At 47.9% G+C, this 19,764-nt stretch carries 16 protein-coding genes and 1 pseudogene; 6 read left to right on the forward strand and 11 right to left on the reverse strand.

All coding sequences use genetic code 11. The features are described 5' to 3' along the window. Nucleotides 1-102: 102 nt before the first annotated feature. A pseudogene (locus tag H6F68_RS28945) lies at nucleotides 103-648 on the forward strand (IS630 family transposase); the annotation flags it as partial. Here the strand turns inward: H6F68_RS28945 and H6F68_RS29765 are convergent. From H6F68_RS29765 to H6F68_RS08085, 4 genes are all read right to left on the reverse strand, one after another. Further along, entirely contained in the window at nucleotides 629-1,060 is a 432-nt protein-coding gene (locus tag H6F68_RS29765; protein ID WP_399313311.1) for a transposase, read from the reverse strand. The pseudogene H6F68_RS28945 and the gene H6F68_RS29765 sit on opposite strands and share 20 nt — an antisense overlap. 199 nt (nucleotides 1,061-1,259) lie before the next feature. Further along, nucleotides 1,260-3,104 (reverse strand): dihydroxy-acid dehydratase, encoded by a 1,845-nt coding sequence (gene ilvD, locus H6F68_RS08075; protein ID WP_190557982.1) that lies wholly within the window; start codon nucleotides 3,102-3,104, stop codon nucleotides 1,260-1,262. 147 nt (nucleotides 3,105-3,251) lie between these two features. Continuing rightward, a complete protein-coding gene (locus tag H6F68_RS08080; RefSeq protein WP_313930058.1) occupies nucleotides 3,252-3,950 on the reverse strand; it encodes a response regulator transcription factor in 699 nt (232 codons plus the stop codon). 117 nt (nucleotides 3,951-4,067) lie between these two features. Beyond that, nucleotides 4,068-5,315 (reverse strand): sensor histidine kinase, encoded by a 1,248-nt coding sequence (locus tag H6F68_RS08085; protein WP_190557984.1) that lies wholly within the window; start codon nucleotides 5,313-5,315, stop codon nucleotides 4,068-4,070. A 387-nt stretch (nucleotides 5,316-5,702) separates the two neighbouring features. On the opposite strand from H6F68_RS08085, the gene H6F68_RS08090 reads away from it, so the two are divergent. The 3 genes from H6F68_RS08090 to H6F68_RS08100 all read left to right on the forward strand — a co-directional run bounded on the left by H6F68_RS08090 (nucleotide 5,703) and on the right by H6F68_RS08100 (nucleotide 7,478). Beyond that, a complete protein-coding gene (locus H6F68_RS08090; RefSeq protein ID WP_190557986.1) occupies nucleotides 5,703-5,948 on the forward strand; it encodes a DUF4278 domain-containing protein in 246 nt (81 codons plus the stop codon). Between the two features lie 49 nt (nucleotides 5,949-5,997). Next, nucleotides 5,998-6,186: a hypothetical protein gene (locus tag H6F68_RS08095; RefSeq protein WP_190557988.1), complete on the forward strand. Its 189-nt coding sequence runs from the start codon at nucleotides 5,998-6,000 to the stop codon at nucleotides 6,184-6,186. A gap of 80 nt (nucleotides 6,187-6,266) precedes the next feature. Further along, a complete protein-coding gene (locus H6F68_RS08100; RefSeq protein ID WP_190557990.1) occupies nucleotides 6,267-7,478 on the forward strand; it encodes a nitric oxide synthase oxygenase in 1,212 nt (403 codons plus the stop codon). A gap of 509 nt (nucleotides 7,479-7,987) precedes the next feature. Here H6F68_RS08100 and H6F68_RS08105 read toward each other — a convergent pair. Together H6F68_RS08105 and H6F68_RS08110 are read right to left on the reverse strand one after the other, a co-directional pair. Then, a protein-coding gene (locus H6F68_RS08105; protein WP_190557991.1) for an IS1 family transposase occupies nucleotides 7,988-8,984 on the reverse strand; the annotation gives its coding sequence in 2 pieces (ribosomal slippage) (nucleotides 7,988-8,611 and nucleotides 8,613-8,984; 996 coding nt in all). Nucleotides 8,985-9,021: 37 nt separating this feature from the next. Further along, nucleotides 9,022-9,468, reverse strand: a complete 447-nt coding sequence (locus H6F68_RS08110; RefSeq protein WP_190557993.1) for a hypothetical protein — start codon at nucleotides 9,466-9,468, stop codon at nucleotides 9,022-9,024. A 357-nt stretch (nucleotides 9,469-9,825) separates the two neighbouring features. Between H6F68_RS08110 and H6F68_RS08115 the strand changes: the two genes are divergently transcribed. Next, the gene (locus tag H6F68_RS08115) at nucleotides 9,826-10,152 is read left to right on the forward strand and encodes a sigma factor-like helix-turn-helix DNA-binding protein (protein WP_199299978.1); all 327 of its coding nucleotides are present in this window, start codon (nucleotides 9,826-9,828) and stop codon (nucleotides 10,150-10,152) included. Nucleotides 10,153-10,242: 90 nt separating this feature from the next. Here the strand turns inward: H6F68_RS08115 and H6F68_RS08120 are convergent, their stop codons facing one another. From H6F68_RS08120 to H6F68_RS08140, 5 genes are all read right to left on the reverse strand, one after another. Next, complete coding sequence (locus H6F68_RS08120) at nucleotides 10,243-11,208, reverse strand: UPF0236 family transposase-like protein (protein ID WP_190557995.1); 966 nt, start codon at nucleotides 11,206-11,208, stop codon at nucleotides 10,243-10,245. Then, nucleotides 11,205-11,534 (reverse strand): hypothetical protein, encoded by a 330-nt coding sequence (locus H6F68_RS08125; RefSeq protein ID WP_190557997.1) that lies wholly within the window; start codon nucleotides 11,532-11,534, stop codon nucleotides 11,205-11,207. The genes H6F68_RS08120 and H6F68_RS08125 overlap by 4 nt, the downstream gene beginning before the upstream one ends. Before the next feature lie 112 nt (nucleotides 11,535-11,646). Next, on the reverse strand, nucleotides 11,647-12,216 hold the full coding sequence (locus H6F68_RS08130) for a DUF981 family protein (protein WP_190552581.1): 570 nt from the start codon (nucleotides 12,214-12,216) through the stop codon (nucleotides 11,647-11,649). A gap of 58 nt (nucleotides 12,217-12,274) precedes the next feature. Next, the gene (locus H6F68_RS08135) at nucleotides 12,275-12,880 is read right to left on the reverse strand and encodes a thioredoxin domain-containing protein (RefSeq protein ID WP_242024424.1); all 606 of its coding nucleotides are present in this window, start codon (nucleotides 12,878-12,880) and stop codon (nucleotides 12,275-12,277) included. A 198-nt stretch (nucleotides 12,881-13,078) separates the two neighbouring features. Continuing rightward, nucleotides 13,079-13,690 carry a TetR/AcrR family transcriptional regulator gene (locus H6F68_RS08140; RefSeq protein WP_190557999.1) on the reverse strand — a complete coding sequence of 204 codons (612 nt, stop codon included), beginning with the start codon at nucleotides 13,688-13,690 and terminating at the stop codon, nucleotides 13,079-13,081. Between the two features lie 89 nt (nucleotides 13,691-13,779). On the opposite strand from H6F68_RS08140, the gene H6F68_RS08145 reads away from it, so the two are divergent. Next, nucleotides 13,780-19,758: an AAA family ATPase gene (locus tag H6F68_RS08145; RefSeq protein WP_190558001.1), complete on the forward strand. Its 5,979-nt coding sequence runs from the start codon at nucleotides 13,780-13,782 to the stop codon at nucleotides 19,756-19,758. Nucleotides 19,759-19,764: the final 6 nt, after the last annotated feature.

Here is a 19,764-nt window from a genome sequence, read left to right on the forward strand (position 1 = left end):
GATGTTCGTCTCACCATCTTTTGGCTTAACCCCTAGCTCACGCTCTGGTACTAGCCTATCTGTCTCTCTCCCACTTCTCCAGCTATCTTTGCCACTCTAGAAAAAAAGACGTATGGGTATCGCGAACACGATGAAGCGAAACGGACAGAATTCCAGCAACAGCTAGGTGAGCCGAGAGCGCCGCATCTGGTCTATGTGGATGAATCAGGGATGGATGAGCGCGATGACTATGAGTATGGTTGGTCTCCCGCAGGGGAGAGAGTCTATGGTCTCAAATCGGGTCGTCGTCAGGGTCGAGTCAACATGATTGCGGGGTACCGAAACGGTCAGCTGATTGCTCCATTCACAGTCGAAGGAGCCTGTAATCGAACTGTATTTGAAACTTGGTTAGAAAGCTGTCTCATGCCAATACTGCAACCTGGAGAATAGGTGATTTTGGATAATGCCACCTTCCATCATGGCGGACGAATTGCCCAACTCATCCAAGCAAAAGGGGCTCAAGGGGTCTACTTGCCACCCTATTCACCAGACCTGAATCGTATCGAAAAGTGTTGGGCATGGTTAAAGGGCAGCATTCGCAAACAACGACGCAGCGCTACTAGTTTGCGTGAAGCGATGGAGACAGTCCTCAAGGAAGCTGCGTCCTAACTCTTATGGCGACAGCTATAATTCTCTGCCCGTTTTTCATAGCGGGTGGCAATGCGTCGAAACTGCTTGAAGCGATTGATGGTTCGTTCAATGCGATTGCGTCTCGATAAGCCTGACGGTCGAATCGTGTCCCTTGTCGAGATTCATTCGAGCGACGGGGAATGACAGCTCCAATACCACGTCGCTGTAAGTAGGAGCGAATGGGATGTCCTGTGTAGGCTTTGTCTGCTGCGACTCGTTGCGGACGCAGACAGGGTCGTCCACAGCCAACTCGTTTGACCTTGCCTTGCTCCATCAAGGATTCGAACACCACCGACTCGTTGCATTGCTCAACCGTCAGTCGGAAGGTCACGGGTTTGCCATTCCCCTCACAGGGCAGATGGATCTTGGTGGTTTTACCATGAGTTGTGATGCATCAGCCGCTCCCTCAGAATCAAGGCCAGGGCAAGAGCTAGATATTAATCTGAATAAATCCGATTAATATCTAGCTCATGAGGAAAGCCATTACGGGGGAGATACTGGCCCGAACCTGCGTGCCACTGACATCTGGATTGGCGATACTACTAACCGTTTTTGCAACACAATCCCCGTTTTTGTGTCTGCGTATTTCTCTACTCGAGTAATGCCAGGTTTCGGACTGCGCCTTGATCCGCGCTAGTTGCCAGTAAGGCATAAGCCTTGAGTGCTGCTGTCACCCGTCGCTGCCTAGCTTGTGCGGGCTTCCAGGCATCTTTCCCTTTTGCCTCCATTGCTGCTCGGCGGGCGGCTAGTTCCTCTACCGACAAATCGACCTGGATGCTGCGATTGGGGATGTCAATCAGAATGCGATCGCCCTCTTGGACCAGAGCAATATTGCCGCCTGCTGCCGCCTCTGGAGAAACGTGACCAATCGAGAGACCCGAAGTCCCACCGGAGAAGCGACCGTCGGTCAATAAGGCACAAGCCTTACCTAGTCCCTTTGATTTCAGGTAACTCGTGGGGTAGAGCATTTCCTGCATCCCAGGACCTCCGCGCGGACCTTCATAGCGAATGATCACTACATCCCCTGCTTCCACTTCATCGCTGAGAATTCCTTTGACAGCGGCATCTTGGCTTTCATAAATGCATGCCTTGCCTTCAAACACCAGAATACTTTCGTCTACCCCTGCCGTCTTCACAATACAACCGCGCTCGGCCAGGTTACCGTAGAGCACCCCTAGGCCACCCTCACTGCTGTAGGCATGTTCGTTGCTGCGGATACAACCGTTTTCCCGATCCAGATCAAGGGAGGGCCAACGCGTCGATTGACTGAACGCTTGCTGAGTCGGAATTCCCGCCGGACCCGCCTTGAAGAAAGTGTGGACGGCTTCATCATCGTTGCGCATCACATCCCAGCGATCGAGGGCTTCCTTGAGCGTTGGACTGTGAACCGTTGGTACGTCCGTGTGAAGCAGACCCGCTCGATCCAGTTCACCGAGAATCCCTGGGATACCACCCGCCCGATGCACATCCTCCACATGATATTGAGGCGTGTTCGGGGCGACCTTACAGAGTTGCGGCACCTGACGCGAGAGGCGATCGATGTCAGTCATGGTGAAGTTGACCCCCGCTTCCTGGGCAGCAGCCAGCAAGTGCAAAATGGTGTTGGTCGAGCCGCCCATCGCAATATCTAGCATCATGGCATTCTCAAACGCCTGGAAGCTAGCGATCGCTCGTGGTAGCACCGATTCGTCGTTTTGCTCGTAGTAGCGACGAGTGATACTTACAATCGTTCTCGCCGCGTTGAGGAACAGATCCTTGCGGTCGAAATGGGTCGCTAGTACCGTGCCGTTTCCGGGTAAGGAAAGACCGATCGCCTCGGTGAGGCAATTCATGGAGTTGGCGGTGAACATCCCAGAGCAGGAGCCACAGGTTGGGCAGGCGGAACGCTCGTATTCCTCGACCACCTCGTCGCTGAGCTTGTCGTTGGCAGCAGCTACCATCGCGTCTACCAAGTCCAACTTGTGTTCTGCAAGTTTCGTCTTACCCGCCTCCATCGGTCCGCCGGAGACGAACACCACAGGAATATTAAGACGCAGGGCAGCCATCAGCATGCCGGGAGTGATCTTGTCGCAGTTGGAAATGCAAACCAGAGCATCCGCACAATGGGCATTCACCATGTACTCGACCGAATCAGCGATGATCTCTCGCGAGGGCAAGCTGTACAGCATGCCGTCATGCCCCATGGCGATGCCATCGTCTACGGCAATCGTGTTGAATTCTTTGGCAACTCCACCAGCGGCTTCAATCTCACGGCACACCAACTGGCCCAGATCCTTCAGATGCACATGCCCTGGCACGAATTGGGTAAAGGAGTTAGCGACGGCAATAATGGGCTTCTCGAAATCCTCGCTCTGCATCCCAGTGGCGCGCCAAAGCGCACGGGCACCGGCCATATTGCGTCCCTGAGTGGAGGTTCTAGATCGATACGTCGGCATGGCGCAATCTATTCGTCTAAGGAGTTGGAATAATCTCAATTCTATTAGAAATTAGCATTAGAAGTTGATAGAACCACTGCATTGCCCAAAATAGTAGGGGCAAAGCTCGGGGTAACCTACAGTTGATCGGTGGCAGTTGAGATCATTTCAATTCATTTGGGAGTTTCGATAAACGGAGTTAGCGTAGATTGCAAGCTGGGCACGATTTCGCAGGTTTAGGCGATCAAATAAGTGAGTGACATGGGTTTTCACAGTGCCTTCAGCAATAAAGAGTTGTTCAGCAATTTCTCGATTCGTCGAGCCATCTCCAATCAATCTCAGTACATCTTGTTCTCTTGGGGTCAGTGATTCTAAATCGGGGGAGCTTGGTTCTGACACCTCGGCTTCGGATCGGCTTGCCATCACCTTTTCTATTAACCCTGGTGCCATCTGAGTGTAGCCCCGGTGAGCAAGCCGAATTGCCTGTACTAACTCATCGGATGGCATATCTTTGAGTAAGTAACCTTTAGCACCCGCTCGAATGGAGTCAGAGATATACTCGTCATCATCAAACGTACTCAGCACCAGAACTTTTACCTCTGGAAACTGCTGACAGATGGTTCGTGTTGCAGCCCGCCCATCCATTACAGGCATTCGCACATCCATCAAAACCAGGTCAGGCTGCAAAGCGGCAACCTGCTGAACCGCGACTTCGCCATTGCTAGCAGTCGCAACCACGCACAAGTCAGATTCCAGCTCCAGCAGGGTCTTTAAGCCTTGGATGATCAGGGGCTGATCGTCCACTAGTAGTAGACGAATCGGGGAAGTAGGGGTTGCTGCGCCTGATTCAATCTGTGTTCCGCTCACTGTGCCCTCCCAGCGTTTCAGTGCCCGTCACAATAGCCAATTCAAACTCTTTAGTCCTTACTCAGAAAATCTCTTCGGGTCTAGTTTGTCGCTATCTGCGATCGCGAGCTTAACCCCTTAGGGTGAAATTTCTATTCTCTCACCGGGATGCCTCTCGTGTCGTTCAGGATGATTTTGCAAAGGAAGTTTGACGATAATGCGACATCCGTTTTCTGGTTTTGTTTCTAGGTGCAGAGTCCCGTTAATGGCTGCGACTCGTTCTTGCATTCCCTGCAATCCAAATCCGTTGCTTCGTTGGTTTGGATCAAATCCCTGGCCATTATCTTCAATCACTAAATTCACATCGGTCGCAGCGGTACTCAGTTGAATGTTGACTTGGGTCGCTTGGGCATGTTTTCTAATGTTGGTTAACGCTTCCTGCACAATCCGATGGAGCGTCTTGCTCATTCTGGGACAGATGATGGTTTGCCCCTTGATTGAGGTTGAGATCGCAACACCCGTACCCTGTTGAAAATCTTTTGCTAAGTGAGCGATCGCTTCCTCCAAGGGTGGTGCTTCTGAATCCTCGCGCAAGGCTCTAACCGATCGCCTGACCTCCTGCATTGCTGTGGCTGCCAACTGCTGTGCCTGTTGCAAAAATGTACGTGCCTGATCTGGATCGCGTTGCCAAAGTTTGGCAGCAGTTTGTAGTTGAATGTTCTGTGCCGTCAGTGTGTGTCCCAGAGAGTCATGAATTTCACGGGCAATATGGTTCCGTTCCTGTAACGCTGCCAACTCTTCAATCTGCAACGCATATTGTCTCAACTGTTCATGCGCTGCTGCCAACGCTTCCTTAGCCTGTCGCTCTGAAAGTAAAGTGCTGACTAATTTCAATACAAAGAACAAACCCAACCCAAACATCAATGTTTCGGCAATCAGATGCATCCAAAACAGATGGCGATCGCTGGGCTCCACGAGTAAGGTAATGTTTTGGACATAGCGCACCTGATGCACCAGAAACAGCAAAAAACTCAATCCCGCCACTATCCATCGCATGAGTGGCTTAAATAGAAAACAACTTTGAATTAGAACGATTAGATACAGCGTTGGTAATACATGCAGGTAACCCAGCGTTGCTCCGTAGAAAATCAAGCCAATTTCGATACCTACATAGAGCAATTTGTAAGACAGTTTACCACCGGGCAAAATTGCTGCCATCACGCTTAGGACCGCAAGAACAAGAACGTGTTGAACAGGTACTTGATTCTCCCCAAAAGACTCCATGATAGCGAAAGAGAAGCAGGTAGCAATCATCACCCATTCCGCATAAAGCAGAAACCGGAAAGGATTCAGTTGGGGTTTGAGCGAGCGTTGGAGAGCAATCATGGTAGGGCTTCAGCGAAATTATTTCCTATTAATACTCCAGTTCCTGCCATACACCATCTCACTTTCGTTATGAGTCACTCATCTGAGGTAGGTCGAAAGTTATAGGAATATCTACTTACACTTCAACGAAAGTCTGAGCAAGCATCCTCAATTCGTTGAGGCGCGATTCAAGACGTTCTTCAGAAGAAAATAACGAATCAATTTTTTAGGGTAGAGACATAGCAGTTCTCAACCGGGTTGTTGCTTGTTAAGGATGAAACTTTGCTAAGTGTAGGTTCCACGCCTCAAAAGTAACAAGTTTTAACACAATCACAGAGACAACTCAGCCACAAAGATACTTTCTAAGGAAACTGACGATTTGACTTATTGTTTGCAGGACATCAACTTATGAAACTTCGCTATCGCGGTATTGGCTACGAAATCGCTCAGGCCGTTCCATCTCAACCGATGAGCGTTACTCCAGTCACACTCATCTATCGGGGTAATTCATATCAGAGCAATCAGTACCAACTCATGCCTCATGGGATTGGTAGCCAGCACTCTATGACTAACCAATCGCCTCAAATTACTTCCCTTCCTAGAACTATAGCAAGGCCGCAACTGATTTACCGCGGTGCTGCTTATACCCCTTAATGTTGGCACAAAACATAGCTCAGTCTGTTGCAGTTCAGGAGATAAAATTATGCATCTTATTTGTCGTGGACACATCTACCCTTACACCCCGACTGTGCCCCAGTCCTATGTTAAGCCTCATGCTTTAAATTGGCGTTTCCAATCACCTGAAGAAACTTACGAAACTGTCTTTGTTCCTCAACCCTATGTCAAACCTCGTGCCTTGAACTGGCGCTATCAGTTGGCCGCAGGGTTGTAATGCTCAACTAATTTCATGGAAAAAGAATCAGCGATCGCTGAAAATAATCTGTCTTAGCTATTGATAGCTCTCATACCCTCATGAAACTCAACAATAATCAAACTTGGGAACAAGTTGCAAAGGCAGAGTCATTGCCAACCCTGTTGCTAGACGCGATCGACTATCTCCCATTGTTATATCAAGAACAGTCGCTGCCAGAGTCGCAGTTGCAGGAGCGACTTGCAGAAATTTATCGTGAGTATCGGCGATCGCACACTTACTGGCAGACCGAGGAGGAGCTGGTTTACGGGGCAAAAGTGGCTTGGCGCAATAGCACAGGTTGTATTGGGCGGATCTTTTGGGAAACGTTCAACGTGCGAGATCTGCGCCATCTCACCACCGCAGAGGAAATCTTTGAGGCGATCGTCGATCATCTTTATCAGGCAACCAATGGCGGCAACATTCGTTCCACCATTAGCATTTTTGCACCCGTTGCACCGGGGCAACCTGGGATTCGTATTTGGAATTCACAACTAATTCGCTATGCAGGATATCGTCAACCAGATGGCTCAATCATTGGTGACCCTGAGCAAGCGGAATTCACCGAACTCTGTCACCGCTTTGGTTGGAAAGGGCAAGGAACTCCATTTGATGTCTTACCATTAGTCATTCAGATGCCAGGACAAAGGCCTCAGTGGTTTGAACTTCCCAAAGCAGCGGTGATGGAAGTCCCGATTGTGCATCCTGACTATGAGTGGTTTGCCGAACTCGGACTCAAATGGCATGCGCTTCCCGCCCTCTCAAACTGGCGATTAGAGATTGGCGGTATCTCCTATTCCTGCGCCCCCTTTAACGGTTGGTATATGAGCACTGAAATTGGTGCCCGAAATTTTGGAGATGAGCAACGATACAACCTATTACCTGCGATCGCTCAACGAATGGGGCTAAACACGGGCTCAAAACTATCGCTGTGGAAAGATCAAGCGCTTGTTGAACTGAATCGAGCGGTTTTGCATTCGTTTACCGCTTGTGGGGTCAAGATCGTCGATCATCATACCGCGTCTGCCCAGTTTATGCAGCACTGGCAGCGAGAAGCCGAGGCTGGACGCATCGTGCCTGCGGATTGGGGGAGAATCGTGCCGCCAATGTCTGCTTCTACAATGCAGGTGTTTCACCAAGAGATGCAAGATGTTTGCCTCAAACCCAATTTTTTTCAACAGCCTGCACCTTGGAAACGAGGAAGCAGCGATCAACCCTCCTCCATTCCGTCTGCTCTTAGTGACTCACAGCCCAAGCAATGTCCTTTTCATTAGCTGCTCTTCAGCGGCGATCGCTCTATACATTGCATTAATCTTTGACCCTGCCCACAGGTCTATCCACTAGAGATTCTATTTTGGTCTACCGATTAATACGAAGGATATGCAGGTAGTCATTGCCTTCTTTAAGTCCGAAGCTCAGAGTCAAAATTCACAATTGATGGCAGCAACTGAGGCGTCGCACTCCAACTCTGAATCCTCAAGCCGCTCTCATAGAGGCGAGCGATCGCACTTCCAAAGCATCCCTGTAGAGAGGAAGGTATAAAAATATTCTTTTTGCTACAGCTTCGGGATCTAAGCGTTTTTAGGATTGGTGAAGTTGAGATTAAACCAGTTTGATTCCAAGAAAGGTAGTTGGCAACCGCACGAGAGTTAATCGGATAAAGCACCAGATTTTTGTACTGGCACTCTTAAGCGCTCACTCCAAGATAACTTTGACGAACTTCGGTTGAGACAGACTGTCCCTGATTGCTTACTCTACACGAACAAAATCCGGCACTGGTTCTCTAGCTCGTGATGGCTCTATATCGCCGCGTCGTCAGGAATTCTAGCATCGTTACAGGTCGGGAGATAAAGCCCATCCTCATTGCAGGAGTTGTCCTTTTACCTAAACTAAAGTGAGGTCTAATCCAGTTATGGATCAACTGCTGCACCGTAATCGCTCGTTGTAACCCTGCTCGGGTCTTAGCATAATGGTTTTGCCGTCGCCGATAGGCGCTACAGTGAGGACGAATAGAACTATTCAGCGCTTCACAATGATTGGCATGAACCTCACTGGCTGAACTGACCGCTGTAAAGGGATGATCGGGGTACAGCCATTGACGCCGAGGTCTGCCTTGAGAGCCTTTGATTTTGATGGCAACTTCCAACCCTTCGCGCCACACTTTGAGATGTCCATACGCACGGGCCACCTGTGGGTAGCGCAACCGAATGCTGGCTAAAGCCCAAAGTTCTTGAGCATAACGCCGTTCTCCATCGCTGAACCACCGAATGAATGCGGCAGGGGCCGCCCATTGCCAACTCGTTCTCACTCCCTGTTCAAAGAGTGCTTGTTCTCTTCGTCCCACCTGTGCGGTGACCCAGTAGCGACTCTCTCGTTCCATCGTAGTGAGTGTCCATCCTTCAGACTCACTGGGGGGGAAGGTTCTCACCGACGCGAGTGTAGAGTTCATCGTGCTCCAGAGTCACCTCACAGGGGTCTGGGGCTTTGGGAGACCACTGTGAGGCTTGGCCTGCCATTCGCTCTTCCCATCGCAAGAGTGTAGAATGTGAGACATCAAGGACACGACCACTTGCCCTCACCCCCATCCCTTCACCACGCATCTTGAAGGCCAGCGATACCACTGATGCCGGGGTGCGCAACCGAGCCATCAAAGTGTTTGTTTTATCGCTAAATCGCTTGCCACAGCCTTTGCAGAGGAAGTGTTGAACCGAGCTCCCATCCTTGAGTGAATAGGTTCCGTTTTTTACAACGCACGAACTTTGACAGTGAGGACAGGGCATGGCTCAACTCCAATCACTATCAGTATTCTATGTCTCACTAATTAGAAGACCAGTGCCCAAAATCCTGGATCTGATAAATATAGCTCTCCCCATTGCGGAATTTGTGCGTGATAATACGGCGGTTGTATGGGTCGAGAAAATAATGATTATTCAAAATAGTGGATTGAGAAATTCGACTTTCAACCCGGAAGATGTAGTTGTAAGGTGTTAGCTCAGTACCCTGAAGTGTCAAGTGTTCATCTTCGGCAGCATAAGTTTTACCTGTCACTTTGATATCACTACAAAACACATATTCGCCATAGCCATACAGGTTGTCAAAGCGTTCGTTAAATCGCCAAACCTCCGGTTTAATCCAATGAATATCAGCATGTACAGCGGAGGCTTCCAGAAAATTGCCTACTAGGTCAAAGGTTTTGCATAACCCTTCCCAATGTCCCATGAAGCATTGAAATGGTTTTGGTGAAGGCGAGCCGTAGTCTCTCATAGTGTCCTCCGATTATGATCGGCAGCGATCGGACCTTTCACACTCAAGCCGTAGTCGGCGATTGGCAACAATTGTAGCTAGATCTGGTCGTCTGGTGAGGCAGAGTCGCCAATCTGCCCAAGGTTCATACAGAGCGTCTACCAGACCACCAATGACGGTAGTTCAGTGACTGTATAAATCGAGGCTGCATTGACTGCGCTCTTCCGGATCGCCTGACATTTCAACGCCGCGATCGCCTGTGAATCTACCCTCATTGTCCCGCTCGCTCTATGAAGAATCCTGCCCTGCTGAGTCGGAATCAATCCTAGCCACGATTTCTCAGCTGGTTGAGGAGCATCACGATGAGGCTGTTTTACGATGCGCTGCACCGACGCAAACGTGCAAGTTCTGTCGTCTCTCTCGATGCATCCCAGTCGTTCAATGGTATTCGTTCAATGGTATGGAAATGAACTGGGAACTCGCTTCGCCTTTACCCAACCCCGAGGGAGCACTCGCGACGGGAGAGTTCTATCAGCAACTGCGACAAGCCCTCTCAGAACTTCCCGCCGTCTTTCGCACAGCGATCGCTTCATAGGGGAAATTGAAAACCTCCCCTATGAAGCGATCGCTCAAGTAACGGGCGTATCCCTCGGCACTGTCAAATCCAGGCTCGTTCGTGCTCGCCACCGTCTCCAGCGGGTGTAATTAAAAGTAGCAGGTTAGGTCAAGCTGGATTTTGAGCAAGACTCGCCCAATAAGAGTGCCAATCCTGGTTTGTCCGCAGCACTCGTAAGGCTAACCCTCAGCATGTTTAACACTCCACCAACTGCCCGAGCGTTTCAGTCGTTGCTGAATCACATAGCGATGAGCACTTTCAATTTCACCAGAACCAATCGGTAAGTCTGCGGCAATTGCTCCTTTGTAGTCGAGTTGCTCTAAGCGATTAGAGATGTAGCGCGAGGCACAACGGACGGGTGCTGTTTTGTCAGGCACCGTGTCTGCTTCCACAAAAGGACGCAATGCTTTGAGTACTGCTGCGACGTGGTTGTGTTTGAGTCGCCGCTTTTGCTGCGCTAGCCATGTCTTGGGGCTCTCTGGGGCACAAACGGTGCTGGCATCGACTAGATAATCACACAGATGATAGAAATCGAGTAAATAGCAACCGGGTTGACCGAATCGTTGGGAAATTTGGTCAGCAATCCAGGGAGCACCATCACCGATGCCATGCACAAAGGTTTGTTGTCCTACCCCAACTCGAATTGCGCTGGCAACCAGTTGCTCACCTGCCTCATCAGTTGTTCCCAAGGTCACCCCAAATACCGGATGAGCTTGCTCTGGAGCCCGAGCGAAGGTTAAGCGAGCTTCCTGCCAACCGATTTGGCGAGTGGTGCTACGGTCTACCTCCTGCCTCTCAAGGGTCGTTGTTTGGGTTGTGACAATCGGAATCATGCTCCCGTCCATCTCCACAATCAGACAATCTACCCCATCGTGTTCCGGTATCTCGGTTTTGAGTTGACGACGTTGCAAGTGTAAAACCTGCTCGGCATGCCGTTGGGCAAGCGCTTGGGCAGAACTCACAGGCACGCTAATGCCATGATGTTCTTGCAACTTTTGGGGAATTTGTCCAAACGGCACATATGCTCCAAAATCAGTAATCACTCGTTGTAACGGCAGTGAATACCCACGACAACTGACTGCTGCTTCACTAAAGGGTCGGGTAATCCCTTTGCCGTTGCCTTTGCTAAACAGTTGCTCTCTCACTTCGATGGTTCCGAAGCGGGTGTACCAATAGAGTCTTTTTCTCGACTGCGTTGAGCGTGGGGATTGGTGTGAACAAACTCATCCTGTTGGGCTTGATTTTGCCGGGTTGCCCATCCTTGCAAGGCTGCCTGTCCCAGTTGCTGAATTTCTTCAATCACTCGGTGTTCGGCTTCATTGGCTTTGACCAGATTTCCCTCGGCATTCTCCACGACTGACAACAAAGTCTCTATCTTGGCTTTCAGGTCAGGATGACGGTTTAACCGCTCTTCCAAGCTCTCAAACTCGGTTCCAGCACACGCTGGGCTGTCAGTTGATTCTTGGGTCATTGGAGGATGCACCTTGCTCGTGAGAAATTTACTCAATCATAGCTATTTCAGTTCTTCAATTCCCGCTGCCACTTTTAATTGCACCCTGTTCATGATGGTCGTTTTACGGCAACTACTTTGGCATGGGTTGCCACGTCGAGAAGTTAGCAAGGTGTGCCCAGTAAGAACTCAATCCAATAAATGTAAAGATGAGAGTTGCCGCAATGAATACAATTGCTCCAACACTTCGCAGGAGCCGATTTTTCTGGAAATAGAGCGTCGGGGCAGAAAAAACTCCTCCTAGACCAACTAGAATGAACCCAATTCCTGCCAACAGGGAAATCGGTATTGCGCCTAGGTTGATGATGCGAAAGCCAATGATAAGCGATACAAGTCCTGCAAAGAAGCCATAAACGCCCAGGGTCAGTAGGTCCAAACCCATTGCTAGAGTTAGTGAAGTTCCAGCGAATAGAATGCCAAATAGAACTGTTGTTTCACCGAAGGCAATATTGAAACTACCAATCACAGGCCAGGTTAACGTCATGTGTAAGCCAGTGGCTAAAGCGATCGCACCCACGACCCCAAAGCCTGGAATCCAGCGTCTCTGGTTTGACTCACCCAGACCAAAGTAGACATAGGCAGCGAGAAGAGCGAGTCCAGCCGCCAGGTTAATGAGCATGAGTGTGATGTAATCGATAAACATGAGATCTCCTATAAATGCTCGGTTTTATAGACATGTAGATAAAGATTGTGGAATGCTATTAATTGCCCGAATCAGTGATAATAGCTGTCATCAAAGGATCAATGGCCCAGCGATCGCGATACCGCCTCCCATTGATAAACAGGACTGGAGCAGCTTCGACGCCACTTTGCATTCCGCTGGTAATATCCTCATGGATGCGATCGCGGTATACTTGTCTACTGATGGCTCGCAAAAACTGGCAGACATCAAGCCCCAAATGATCGGCATACTCCACCAGATAGCCGCTTCCTAAGGCTTGCTGATGGGTGAATAGCATATCGTGCATCTGCCAGAACTGCCCCTGTGCCCCTGCTGCTAGGGCTGCTGCCGCTGCCTTTTGAGCTTGAGGATGTATTTGGGCTTGAGGAAACTGCCGAAACACAAAACATAGATGATTTTCCGCAGTGGAGGTGCCATTAAGCTGTCTTTGAATTGTCTTAATTAAGGTGTGAAGTTCTCCACACTCAAGACACTGATAATCTCCATACTCAATGAGCACCACTTTGGCATCGAGTTCTCCTTGGCGGTAGTCTCGCTCAGAAGGCGGTAGCACTAACGGGTTGCGTTCACTCTGTGTCTCCATTGGAGAATCGTCAGATGCTTCTTCAGAAATATCGTGACCCATACTAAACCTGAGAAGCAAAGAGGTTTCATCGTACGAGAAGCACTGTGAAATCTCTTTGCCTCAGCCCTAGAACTGTTTGTATGACCCTAATTTAAGGGCCTAACTCCAATCTGTCTTCCATTCAAAGTCCATTGTTGGAGCCATACAACGATCAATCTTTGGGTAATCAAAGGTATTGGCTTGATGTCAAACTTAAGTTCATAGATTGGAACAAGCTTGCAAGGCCATCTCAACCACCTGTAGGAGTTCTGCACGGCTCGCTCCACTGGAGGCTTGGACGGACATGCCAAAGTTGACAGTTAGGACAAAGCGGGCCAAGGCAGCAGGGTCAGTATCAGACGGCAAATCCCCTTCGGCGATCGCACGGGCAAAGCGATCGCCAATTGTTGCCTCAATTAATATTCGGCGTTCTGCCAGTTCTTGATAGAGTGGATCGCTTGGATCAGCACATGAAAGCACAGTTTGAGCATAGAGGCATCTTGGCGGATTGTCTGGATTCGTCAGCAAATCAACCACACCATACATCATTCGCTCGATCACTTTACGGGCAGTCGGCTCCTTTAGAGCTTGCGCCATGTAGGGTGTTTGTTGCTCTTGGTAAAGATCGAGCACCTTACGAAATAGAGTTTCCTTATTACCAAAAGCCGCATAGAGGCTGGGACGGTTGATCCCCATTGCCTCCGTGAGTTCGGTCAAGGATGTTCCCAGATAGCCCTTGCGCCAAAACACCTGTAGAGCTTTTTCTAAGGCTTCGTCGATATCGAAAGCGCGAGGACGTCCCTGAGCAGTGTGAAGTTTTCTCGTTTCCATACTGTTCAGTATAAAACTTTCTTGACACCCCAAGTTAAGCAGGGGATACTTTTTGTACCGATTGGTAAATAAATTACAGGCTAGTAATCATGATTTCCTTACCAAACGTCATTGTTCAAGGAAAGCTTTACGAAAGCCGCAATTCTCTGGTTTACCGAGGGATTAGAAAATCAGATCACTTGCCGATCATCCTCAAAGTTCTTAAGCAAGACTATCCCACTCCATCCGAACTGATTCGTTATAAGCAGGAATACGAAATCACCCAATCACTTAATCTTGAGGGAGTGATCAAAGCTTACGCACAGCAGGATTATCAAAGAACGCTCGTTATTCTTCTAGAAGATTTTGGTGGCGAGTCTTTAGAAAAATGGATTCGGGACGCTGCTAAGGCATACTGCCCCATGCCTCTACCTAAGTTTCTGCATTTTGCAATTACGGTTACGAAGATCTTGGGGGACATTCATACTGCCAACGTAATTCATAAAGATATCAACCCCAGTAATATCGTGCTCAATCCCCAAACGGGACAAGTTAAAGTCATCGATTTTGGTATTTCTACACGTCTGGGTCGCACTAATCCTACCTTTAACAACCCCCATATTCTAGAAGGTACTTTAGCGTACATCTCCCCAGAGCAAACTGGGCGCATGAACCGCTCGCTGGATTATCGCACTGATTTTTATTCCCTCGGTATCACCTTCTACGAACTGCTCACTGGACAGTTACCGTTTCCTACCGCTGACATTCTTGAATTAGTTCATTGTCACATCGCCAAGCAACCTGTGCCGCCGCATGAGTTGAATGCAGAGATTCCCAAAGCCGTTTCAGATATTGTTTTGAAACTGATGGCGAAAAACGCAGAAGATCGCTATCAGAGCGCATGGGGAATTAAAGCGGATTTAGAACTCTGTGCCCAGCAGTTAACAGAGATCGGCCAAATAGATAGACTGCAACTGGGTCTTCATGATGTTTCCAACCAGTTTCGAGTTCCCCAAAAATTATATGGACGTGATGCAGAAATTATAGCCCTACTGGCAGCGTTTGACAGAGTAGCTGAGAGAAGTGAAATAGGGACGAGAAGAGAAGCAGACAAAGAGGAGAAAAATATCCCCCCAGATCCGTGTCTCTCTATCCCTGCATCTTCTAGAATGTTGCTCGTTTCTGGCTACGCTGGCATTGGTAAATCAGCTTTGGTACAGGAACTTTACAAACCTATCACGGCAAAGCGTGGCTACTTTATCTCTGGTAAGTTCGACCAATTTCAACGCAATATTCCCTACAGTGCGATCGCCCAGGCCCTACAAAAATTGGTGCAACAACTACTAGGTGAACCCGATGAGCAGTTGCAACAGTGGCGATCGCGCCTACTTGCAGCGTTAGGAAGCAATGGGCAACTAGTTGTTGATGTGATTCCTGAATTGGAATTGATTGTGGGCAAACAGCCCCCTGTCATAGAAGTGGGAGCAACGGAAGCACAGAATCGTTTCAATCGCATCTTTCAGCAATTTTTACGGGTGTTTTGTTCAGAGTCACATCCTTTAGTCATCTTTTTAGATGACTTGCAGTGGATCGACTTCGCCACACTGAAGCTAATTGAACTGATGTTACTGGATGAACAAGCCCAATCTCTATTTTTGATTGGAGCCTATCGAGATAATGAAGTACATCCAGCCCATTCACTGACTTTAATGCTGGAGAGATTGCGAAAGCAAGGGGTAGGGCTTCAAGAAATTATTCTCAAACCTTTAACGCTAGAACCGTTAAGCCAGTTGCTTGCTGAGACACTACATCAGGATATTGAAACCATTCGCGCTTTAGCTCAGTTAATATTGCGTAAAACCGAGGGTAACCCTTTCTTTGTCAATGAATTTTTGCGAATGTTATATGGCGAAAATCTATTGATCTTTGATGCTGCACACCGAAGCTGGCAGTGGAACATTGCTCAGATTGAAGCCCAAAATATCACTGATAATGTTGTAAATTTGCTGCTGCTCAAGTTGAAAAAACTACCAGAACGTACACAGCAAATTTTTCGATTAGCGGCCTGTATCGGGGCCGAATTTGATTTAGATACTTTAGCAATCGTTTGTGAACAGCCTTCTAGAACAGTTTTTGAAGATTTAGTGCCAGTGCTGCAGGGAGGATTCATTCAGCCTCTCTCCGAATTAGATGAAGACTTGTTAATTCCACAATACAAGTTCCTGCACGATCGCGTCCAGCAAGCTGCTTATGCTTTGATTAATCCATCACAAAAACAAATTGTTCATCTGCAAATTGGTCGCAATCTCCTCGAAAAAACTTTATTAGAACCTCTGTCAGACTGGCTATTTAAATCAGTTGATCATCTAAACTACGGGATTGAGCTTGTTACTGACGCTGATGAACAAATTGAGATTGCCAAGTTAAATTTGATGGCAGGGCGCAAGGCAAAAGCCGCGATCGCCTACAGAGCAGCAAAAAAATATTTAGCTCAAGGAAGAGAATGGCTAACATTTTCTAGCTGGCAGAGCCATTATAGCCTAACCTTAGAGTTGTATATAGAAACCACAGAAGTTTCGTATTTATGTGGTGAGTTTGAAGATGTAGAGCAGTGGGCAGGAGTTGCTCTGATAGAAGCCAAAACGGTTCTCGATAGCGTAAAGCTCTACGAAATTAAAATTCAAGCATACATCGCGCAGAAACAGCTAGTAAAAGCCATTAATACTGCATTACAAGTTTTGCAGCAGCTAGGAATTAGTTTCCCTAAAACGCCCACTCCATCAGAGATTCGCCGTGAACTAGACGCGACCACATCTCTCTTTGACAATTGCCAGATCGGGGACTTAGTCCATTTACCAGAAATGATCGAACTGGAAAAATTAGCGGCGATGCGAATCCTATCCAGCATCACGATCACTGCCCAAATCGCTGCTCCTAATTTGACACCGCTGCTTGCATCCAAACAGGTCAACCTGTCTATTCTGTATGGCAATGCATTTGTGTCTCCCTTTGCTTACGCCACCTTTGGGTTAATTCTTTGTGGTGTGGTGGGAAACATACAGTCTGGCTATGAGTTCGGACAGCTTGCTCTAAGGCTGCTATCACAGTGTCATACCCATGCCTTGAAAGCCAGGACTTTGAATATCGTAAATAATTTTATTATTCACTGGAAAGAACATGCTAGAGAGCTATTGAAGCCTTTGTTAGAAGGCTATCAAAGTGGGCTAGAAACTGGAGATTTAGAATTTGCTGCCTATTGTGCTTATACCTACTGCTTTCAATCCTATGCTAATGGAAAAGAACTCATAGAAGTTGCACACGATATGCTGACCTATGGGGAAGCGATTCGTCAAATTAAGCAAGAAACAGCATATACCTGGAATCAAATATTTCGGCAGGCCATCATAAACTTGACAGGACAATCGGCCAATCCAACCCGCCTAGTTGGCGAATCCTACAATGAGGACAATGAACTGCCAAAATACGAATCCGGAAATGATGGAAGTAGCATCTTTTCTGTCTATTTTAACAAACTTTTCCTATGCTACCTTTTTTCTGAATATGCTCAAGCTGTTGAAAACGGAGTCCTAGCGGGAAGTTATCTGATTCGGTTAGCAGGTACATCCCTTGAGCCTCTGTACTATCTCTATATTTCTCTAGCAAGACTCGCAATATATCCTGAAAGCAGCAATCAAGTGCAGGAGAAACTTCTCCAAGAAGTTACCCTAAGCCAGGAGAAAATGAAGCTATGGGCACATCATGCGCCAATGAACTATTTGCATAAATATAATTTAGTTCAAGCAGAGACGGCACAAGTTTTGGGACAGTGGTTTGAGGCAGAAGAGTTTTATGAACAAGCGATTCAAGGAGCTAGGGAGAATGAATATATTCAGGAAGAGGCATTAGCATACGAATTGGCTGCAAAACATTATTTGGCACGTGGTCGCGAAAAGTTTGCTCAAACCTACATGAAAGAAGCTCACTACTGTTATGAACGTTGGGGAGCCACAGCGAAGGTGAAAGATTTAGAAACTCGCTACCCACAGTTTTTTCCTCAAGTGTCTGATGTAGTTTCGCCAACCTATAAAACTTCTGAAACCACCTCTAATCGCTCAGACCTTGCTTTAGATTTAGCGGCTGTGCTGAAAGCCTCTCAGGCCATATCCAGTGAAATTGAGTTGGATCAGTTGCTCCGCTCCTTAATGCAAATTTTAATCGAGACTGCTGGGGCTCAAACCGGATGCTTGATTTTGGAAAATGCAGGTGAGTGGGCGATCGAAGCAGCTTGTGAACTTAGTCAAGGAGAGAAAGTCTGTACTACGAGAGTGCTGCAATCGCTTCCAACGACAAATCATCTACCAGAATCAATTATTCAGTATGTGATTCGGACTCACGAATCTGTCATCTTGAATGACGCTACTCGTGAAGGCAATTTTATTCATGATCCCTATATTCAGAACCACCAAACTCAGTCACTGCTCTGTTTGCCGCTGCTGAATCAAAGTAAGCTCGTAGGTGTGCTGTATCTCGAAAATCAATTAGCAACCGGAGCCTTTTCACCAGAGCGATCGCAAGTTTTGAATTTACTATCTACCCAGGCCGCGATCGCCATTGAAAATGCCAAACTCTACTCTAAACTCCATGCCAGCGAGAGTCGGATGAAACAATTTCTAGAAGCGGTTCCGGTAGGCATTGGAGTCTTGGATGCGGCAGGTCGCGCTTACTACGTCAATCAACGGGGCATGCAGCTAATGGGCAAAGGCATTGATCCCACAGCGACACCAGATTTAATCCCGGAGGTTTATCAATTTTATCTAACTGGAACCGATCAAAACTATCCCCCTGAGAAACTACCTATCGTCCGGGCGTTGAGTGGCGATCGCACCACGGTAGATGATCTCGAAATTCATCAGAATGACAAAATCATTCCAGTTGAAGTCTGGGGAACTCCCATCTTTGACGAGCAGGGCAATGTGACCTATGCGATCGCTGCCTTTCAAGACATTACGGAACGTAGACAAACCGAGCAACTACTAACCGATTACAACCACACTTTAGAGCAACAGGTGGCGGAACGAACGATAGCTTTGCAGCAAAGCGAAGCCGAACTGCGTCGTCGAGAACAAGAACTACGGCTAATCACCGACACTCTCCCTGCTCTAGTCGCTTATGTAGATGGCAATTGTCGCTATCAATTTATTAACCGTACCTACGAGGTCTGGTTTAATCGCAGTCGAGATGAGATTTTAGGTAGATACGTCCATGAATTGCTCGGTGAAACCGTTTATCAGAGGGTTGAACCGTTTATCCATCAAGTATTTACAGGGCAAACTGTCAGCCTGGAAGCAGAAGTTCCCTTCCCAGTGGGTAAAAAGTCTATCAGTGCTACCTTGATCCCCGATTTCGATGCCAATGGTCAAGTAAGAGGATTTTACAGCCTCATCACAGATATTAGCGACCAAAAACGTGCCGAAGAAGCTTCTATTTTGGAAGAGCGCAACCGGATGGCGCGAGAAATTCACGATACATTGGCGCAAGCCTTTACAGGCATTCTGCTGCATACTGGAGCAGCGACAGAGTTAATGACCAAGAAACCAGAGACTGCTCAGGCACACCTGGAAACTGTGGATGAATTAGCCCGCACCGGACTAGCTGAAGCCCGCCGATCCGTGACGACCCTCCGACCTAAATTGTTGGAGGAGGGAAACTTGTATCATGCGCTCAATCATCTAACTCATCAAATGAAGTCTTCCACAAAGACTCATCTCACCTGTCAAACCATTGGTGAAGTTTATGCTTTACTACCCGATGTGGAAAATAACCTATTACGTATCGGACAAGAAGCTTTAACCAACGCCATTAAATATGCTAACGCCACTGAAATTTGTATTGAGTTAGTGTACGAGGAGACGCAATGTCTATTACGAGTGAAAGATGATGGACAAGGATTTGAAGTTGAAGTATACCCAACTCAGGGATTTGGTTTACTAGGGATGAGTGAACGAGTTGAGCAAATTGGCGGTGAATTAACTATCCACAGCCATCCGAATCAAGGTACAGAAATCATTGTCATTGTAAATCGGGAGTAGACACCT

The sequence above is a fragment of the Trichocoleus sp. FACHB-262 genome (assembly GCF_014696035.1).
In the GTDB taxonomy this organism is placed as follows: domain Bacteria; phylum Cyanobacteriota; class Cyanobacteriia; order FACHB-46; family FACHB-46; genus Trichocoleus.